General features: G+C 65.8%; 4 protein-coding genes. 3 read left to right on the top strand and 1 reads right to left on the bottom strand.

Annotated features, from left to right (window positions below; all coding sequences use genetic code 11):
* Positions 1-138 precede the first annotated feature (138 nt).
* Positions 139-429, top strand: a complete 291-nt coding sequence (locus QZV84_RS02200) for a hypothetical protein (RefSeq protein ID WP_292824645.1) — start codon at positions 139-141, stop codon at positions 427-429.
* 58 nt (positions 430-487) lie between these two features.
* Here the strand turns inward: QZV84_RS02200 and QZV84_RS02195 are convergent, their stop codons facing one another.
* Positions 488-901 (bottom strand): hypothetical protein, encoded by a 414-nt coding sequence (locus QZV84_RS02195; RefSeq protein ID WP_292824642.1) that lies wholly within the window; start codon positions 899-901, stop codon positions 488-490.
* Positions 902-1,079: 178 nt separating this feature from the next.
* Here QZV84_RS02195 and QZV84_RS02190 point away from each other — a divergent pair, with 178 nt between their 5' ends.
* Positions 1,080-1,673, top strand: a complete 594-nt coding sequence (locus QZV84_RS02190; protein ID WP_292824640.1) for a hypothetical protein — start codon at positions 1,080-1,082, stop codon at positions 1,671-1,673.
* Positions 1,674-2,160: 487 nt separating this feature from the next.
* Positions 2,161-2,763, top strand: a 603-nt coding sequence (locus QZV84_RS02185) for a hypothetical protein (protein ID WP_292824638.1), incomplete at its 3' end; no start/stop codon positions are given.

Here is a 2,763-nt window from a genome sequence, read left to right as displayed (position 1 = left end):
CTAACGCCGGTGGTGGCGGCCAAGTAAGTCGGCGGCTACGGTCGTGATCATGACGGTTTCCCCATAGTTGATGAGGCTCCGATCGTGAAGAGACCTCGCCGAATCGGCCGTGGCACGGTTCTGATACTCGGAGTCATCGTGGTGCCATTCGCCTTAAGCGCCGCGTTGAACAACTATGGCGGCCTCACCGAGGACGGTGCCCTCCGGATGGCGTTCGCAACGGTCGCGGGGCAGACCATTGCCATCCTCAGCGCAATCGCGGCAGTCGTCCTCACGGTCACACGGCGATACGCCTGGCCGGCGGTCGGTGCGATGGCGATCATCGCGGCAGTGATCACCGCTTGGGCGATCGGCAGCATCAGTTCCGCAGGCGATCTCCTGCTGGAGCGCTTGGATTTGCTCGCCCAACTACGCGAATTCAATCCCTGAGTTCACCGTCGGCTGGCCGTCGCGAAGACGATCGCCCAGCGGGCTCTGCCGAAGGCTCTCACTCCAACGTCAACTGATGAACTTCCGGCCATTCCTCGTAGCTCACCTCGATGGTGATGCCGCTCGGGTCTACGCCTTCCGGCACCTCAAACGTGTGGGTCGTCGGCGCTATGTCGGCCGTGCAGGGGTCGTTGGGTGAGGGTCCGAAAGTGACGGCGATGCGATCATCGCCATCCGCGCTGATGGAGGTCGCGACCGGTGGACAGCTCGAGCTGCCCAGGGTGACGATGGCGAATCGCTCGCCGCGCTCGATCCACGCCGCTGCCGGTTTGCCGCTCAATGGGTCGATATCGACATTGTCCGGCGCGCCGCGCTCAACGGTGTCGGCTACCCCGGGAGCGGCGCACCCAGTCAGTGCGAGAAGTGCCCCGAGAACTCCAAAACCTATGTACCCACTGCGCAATCGGACCATACATCGATTGTTCATGCCGCCAGAGCGCGGGTAGGAGATCGTTACCTCATCGACACGGCCACGCCCGGTGAGGGGTCCGACTGCGAGACGGGATGGCGGAGTCGCGGGATGGTGGGACGGAAGCATTCTTGTCACTCGAAGTACCGTTGGGCATATGCGATCTGTGAAGACAACGTGGATGGCCGGCGGCGCCGGGCTGGTCGCCTGCGGTGTACTTGGCGTACTCACATACAGCATGCTCGGTACGCCAAGCACGCAGGTGATCAGTCTTGTCGGGGATGCCATCTTCGCCACAGCGGTGCTGCTCTTCGCCATCGGCCTCTCACCTGGCGCGAGCGTGGTCGCGCGTAGGCCGCTTGGTGTGACTGCGATGGTCATCGTTGCGGCGTGGCCTCTCGTGGCATTCGTCATTTCGTCGCTGCTCGCACTGAACGAGCCCGGCGACGGGTCGATGATCTATGGGTACGTCGCGCTGATCGTTCCGGCGGGTGCGGGCCTGGTCGCTGCTGTTCAGATTGCTCGAGCAGCTGTGTTGCCCTCGCCCTGGCGTTGGGCGCCGGCGTGGGCACTGGCCGTCCAAGCTGCCGCATGGGCGATCCCAAACGTCATAATCGTTGCAGCCGGCCCTGAGGCAATACAGGGGCTCGCAAACGTCCTCGCCGCGCTCGGGATGTTGGCGTTTCTCGTCGGAACTTTCGGCTTGGGCATCTTGGCCCTGATCCTCGCGGCCCAGCAGCGTCCCGACGGCGTCGAGATCTATCGCTCCGCCTAAACGTGCTTCCGTCCTCACCCGCGAGAACGAGCCGATGAGCGATCCTCCGGCGGAATACGGGCCGCTACGCTGTGCTCATGCGCGCCCAGATGACGGTCACGACCGCGACGTTCGCAGCCCTTATTTGCGTCACACTGTCCGGCTGCCGATCCGACCGCGTCGGTGCCCGCGGCATCCCCCACCCCGACCGAGGAGGCGGACGCTACGTGGTTCGTGCCGGAGTCCCGCTACGGCCTGGACTGCGCCACGATCGCGGACGATGCGCTGATCACCGCTGCTGTGCCTTCGGGGTCCTCCGCCGATCCTCTCGTGACGGCGTCTGGCGTGGGAATCGCCATCCCCCGCGTGACGTCGATCATCTCTGTCGGCGGCAACGTCTGCGAGTGGTCCAACGGCTGCCCCCCAGAACGACCAGTACGGGACCAACCCGGAGTATTCCGGAATCGCCGTCGAAGTCCTATCGCAAGCCGATGCGGGGTGGTCCGAGATGGCCGCATCCTTCGGAATGCCGTACGACATGCGGGAATGCAACCCCTACGCGTGCTCGATGAGCGCGGCCGTCGGCGACGCGTGGGTGACCCTCTTCGGCGCCGGGGCCTTTGATCCGGTCGCCACCGACGCCCTGTTCTCGGCCGTCATCGCTGAAGTCGAGGGCGCCGGAAGCCCGGCAGCGACGGTGACGCCCAGCCGCGACCGCCCGCAGTTCGGCGAGTGCGAGGAGGTGATCCCGACCACCACCGTGCAGGCGATCACCGGCCTGGCAGACGCCGGGCTGAACAACGACGCCGGCGGCAGGAGCGCGGCGTCCGAAGCGACACTGGTGGCCGACAACCTCGGATGTCACTGGATGTCCGAGGATCAGATGGCGATCGCCAGCAGCGTCACCTGGGTCCACGACGGGCGGTGGGCCTACGAACGGGCAAGTGCCGCCGGCACCTTCGCGCCGGTGTCGCTCGCCGGAGTCGGCCCCGATGACATCGCGGCGCTGCGATGCGATCCCGACATCGGACCGTCGTGCGCGATCGACATCGCGCTGGGGCCGGACTGGATCAACGTGTCGGGGCCAGCCCAGGCACTGGCCATCGCCCTC

The organism is Microbacterium sp. (assembly GCF_011620715.1).
GTDB lineage: Bacteria > Actinomycetota > Actinomycetes > Actinomycetales > Microbacteriaceae > Microbacterium.
Note: the sequence above shows the minus strand (reverse complement) of the source record. Positions and strands in the feature narration are given on the sequence as shown.

Bases quoted from the DNA above. Each gene is read 5' to 3' on its own strand.
- QZV84_RS02195 (WP_292824642.1), bottom strand. From the start codon at position 901: ATGGTCCGATTGCGCAGTGGGTACATAGGTTTTGGAGTTCTCGGGGCA.
- QZV84_RS02190 (WP_292824640.1), top strand. From the start codon at position 1,080: ATGGCCGGCGGCGCCGGGCTGGTCGCCTGCGGTGTACTTGGCGTACTC.